This window comes from Streptomyces niveiscabiei (assembly GCF_001419795.1).
Taxonomy (GTDB): Bacteria; Actinomycetota; Actinomycetes; order Streptomycetales; family Streptomycetaceae; genus Streptomyces; species Streptomyces niveiscabiei.
Window position 1 is genome coordinate 1 of the sequence record NZ_LIRL01000825.1, and the last position, 2,856, is coordinate 2,856.

Below are 2,856 nucleotides of genomic sequence, written 5' to 3' on the forward strand. Positions count from 1 at the left end.
AGCAGGCTGTACGTCTGCGGGGAGGCCCCGTAGATTTCCTGGACGACGAATGGCGACGCGGAAATGTACGCGAACAGCGCGGCGAACGCGAACCCGCCGGTCAGCATGTAACCGGAGAAAGCGGTATCAGCAAGAAGTCCCCGCATCGAGCGCAGCGCCTCACCCACCCCGCCCTCGTGCCGGTCGGCGGGCTCCAGGGTCTCCGGCAGCCGCGCCCACACGAGCGCCGTGAGCAGCACACCGACCCCGATGAGGACGACGAACACGCCCCGCCAGTCGGTGAATTGGAGGATCTGCCCGCCGATCAGCGGCGCGACGATCGGCGCGATGCCGGAGATCAGCATCAGCGTGGAGAAGAACCGCGCCATCGCGTCACCGTCGTACAGGTCACGTGTCACCGCCCGCGCGATGACGATGCCCGCGGCCCCCGCGAGCCCCTGGACGAGCCGGAAGGCGACCAGCGTCTCGACGTTCGGAGCAACAGCGCAGAGAGCGGTTGCTACCACATACACGACGAGCCCGGCGAGCAGCGGACGCCGCCGCCCCCACCGGTCGCTCATCGGCCCCACGACGAGCTGGCCCAGCGCCATGCCCGCGAGGCACGCGGTGAGCGTGAGCTGCACGGTCGCGGCCGGCGCGTGCAGCGAGTCGGTGACCTCCGGGAGCGCCGGGAGGTACATGTCCATCGACAGCGGGGGAGTGGCGGTCAGCCCGCCGAGCAGCAGTGTGACCAGCAGCCCCGTACGGCGGCGGCTGGCGAGTGTCGGCGCCGCGGCAGCCCGCGTCGCCTGCGATATCGGTCCCCCGCCTTCGGGCATGTGCCCCTCCCTCTTCTCCCGGTCCGCCCCCTATGCTCTCAGCTCGTACGGAATGCTCGAACGTGGTGTTCGGACTGTGGGACCGGGCCGGTCAGGCCGGGCGCGGGCCTGCGGGACTGGTGCGAGACGGAAGCGTGGCATTGATGACGGCGGACAGCGTGCGGTGGGGAATCCTGGCGACCGGCGGGATAGCCGCCGCCTTCACGGCGGACCTGATCGACCTGCCGGACGCGGAGGTCGTGGCGGTCGGCTCCCGCACGGAAACAGGTGCGAAAGCGTTTGCTGAAAGGTTCGGCATCCCGCGCGCGTACGGCGACTGGGCGTCGCTCGCGGCCGACGACGACATCGACGTCGTGTACGTCGCCACCCCGCACTCGGCGCACCGGGCCGCCGCCGGGCTCTGCCTGGAGGCGGGGCGGCACGTCCTGTGCGAGAAACCGTTCACGCTGAACGTGCGTGAGGCCGAGGAGCTGATCGCCCTCGCCCGCGACAACGACCGCTTCCTGATGGAGGCGATGTGGATGTACTGCAACCCGGTCATCCGCCGTATCAAGCAGGTCGTCGACGACGGGGCGATCGGCGAAGTCCGCACCGTCCAGGCCGACTTCGGCCTCGAAGGCCCCTTCTCACCGGCTCACCGCCTGCGCGACCCCGCCCAGGGCGGCGGCGCCCTCCTCGACCTCGGCGTCTACCCGGTCTCCCTCGCGCACCTCTTCCTCGGCGAGCCCTCCGGCATCTCCGCGCGCGCCGTCCTCTCCCCGGAGGGCGTCGACCTCCAGACCGCGCTGGCCCTGTCCTGGGACTCCGGCGCGCTCGCCGCGCTGCACTGCTCCCTCGACGGCGGTACGTCCGTCGCCGCGTCCATCACCGGCACCAAGGGCCGCATCGACATCCCGTCCGGCTTCTTCCACGCCGACCGCTTCGTCCTGCACCGCGTCGGCCGCGACCCCGAGGAGTTCGCCCACGACCCCGCCGAGGGCCCGGCGGCGAGTTTCCGCCACGAGGCCCGCGAGGTCATGCGGGCCGTGCGCGCGGGCGAGACCCAGTCCCCGCTGGTCCCCCTCGACGGCACGCTCGCCGTGATGCGCACCCTGGACGCGGTCCGCGAGCAGATCGGCGTCCGGTACCCGGGCGAGGCCGCTTAGACCGATCGCCCCCCCATGTGCCGGTCGGTCTTAACCTGAGCGCATGCCCAGCAGAACACCCGACGCCAGCCGGCGCAGCGAGACCTCCCGGCGTGCCATCTACGCGGCTGCCCTGAGCCTCGTAGCGGAAACCGGTTACACAAAAACGACGATCGAGGGCATCGCCGCCCGCGCCGGCGTCGGGAAGCAGACCATCTACCGGTGGTGGGGGTCGAAGGCGGACGTCCTCCTGGAGGCGTTCCTCGACCTCGGCGAGCAGCAGGCGGGAGCCGAGGCCGCCCCGGGCATCTTGGACACCGGCGACCTCGCCGCCGACCTCAAACTCGTCCTGCGCGCGACCATCGACAACCTCATGGACCCCCGCTTCGACGGCCCCGCGCGAGCGCTCAGCGCGGAGGGCCTCATCGACGAGAAACTCGGCCGGGCCGTCGTAGCCAAGTTGCTGGAACCGAATTTCGAGTTGTACGTCGAGAGGCTGCGATCCGCCGCCGACGCGGGCCAGTTGAGGCCGGCGGTCGATCCCCGGATCGCCCTCGAACTCTTCGTCGCCCCCCTCGCGCAACGCTGGCTCCAGCGCACAGGAGAGCTGTCGTACGCCTACACCGACACGATCGTCGAGTACGCGCTGTACGGCATCGCGCCCCGCTGAACGCCCTCTGTCCCCGGGTGGTGCTTATGTCCCGACAAGGCACCCCGGTTCCGCGCACGGCGGGACCATGAGGCATGCTGTGCCCACCACAGCGACGCGAGGGGACAGATGAGCGCGGAGGCGATCGGCCGGACCGGCCTGAGGGTCAGACTCACCCAGTGGCTGCGTGGCGGCGCCCCCGGCACCGACGCCGGCGGCGGCCAGCAGGAGGCCTTCGCGCTCCCCGCCGGCGTCGGTGCCGGGG

At 71.4% G+C, this 2,856-nt stretch carries 3 protein-coding genes; 2 read left to right on the forward strand and 1 reads right to left on the reverse strand.

Translation table 11 applies throughout. The annotated features are described in order from the left end of the window. Nucleotides 1-818, reverse strand: an 818-nt coding sequence (locus AOK24_RS34550) for a multidrug effflux MFS transporter (RefSeq protein ID WP_159052086.1), incomplete at its 3' end; no start/stop codon positions are given. Between the two features lie 143 nt (nt 819-961). Between AOK24_RS34550 and AOK24_RS34555 the strand changes: the two genes are divergently transcribed. Together AOK24_RS34555 and AOK24_RS34560 are read left to right on the forward strand one after the other, a co-directional pair. Continuing rightward, nucleotides 962-1,963 carry a Gfo/Idh/MocA family protein gene (locus AOK24_RS34555; protein ID WP_055723939.1) on the forward strand — a complete coding sequence of 334 codons (1,002 nt, stop codon included), beginning with the start codon at nt 962-964 and terminating at the stop codon, nt 1,961-1,963. A 43-nt stretch (nt 1,964-2,006) separates the two neighbouring features. Beyond that, entirely contained in the window at nt 2,007-2,612 is a 606-nt protein-coding gene (locus AOK24_RS34560) for a TetR/AcrR family transcriptional regulator (RefSeq protein WP_055723940.1), read from the forward strand. The last annotated feature ends 244 nt before the right edge of the window (nt 2,613-2,856 follow it).

Coding starts and splice junctions, on each gene's coding strand:
- AOK24_RS34555 (WP_055723939.1), top strand. CDS start 962: ATGACGGCGGACAGCGTGCGGTGGGGAATCCTGGCGACCGGCGGGATA.
- AOK24_RS34560 (WP_055723940.1), top strand. CDS start 2,007: ATGCCCAGCAGAACACCCGACGCCAGCCGGCGCAGCGAGACCTCCCGG.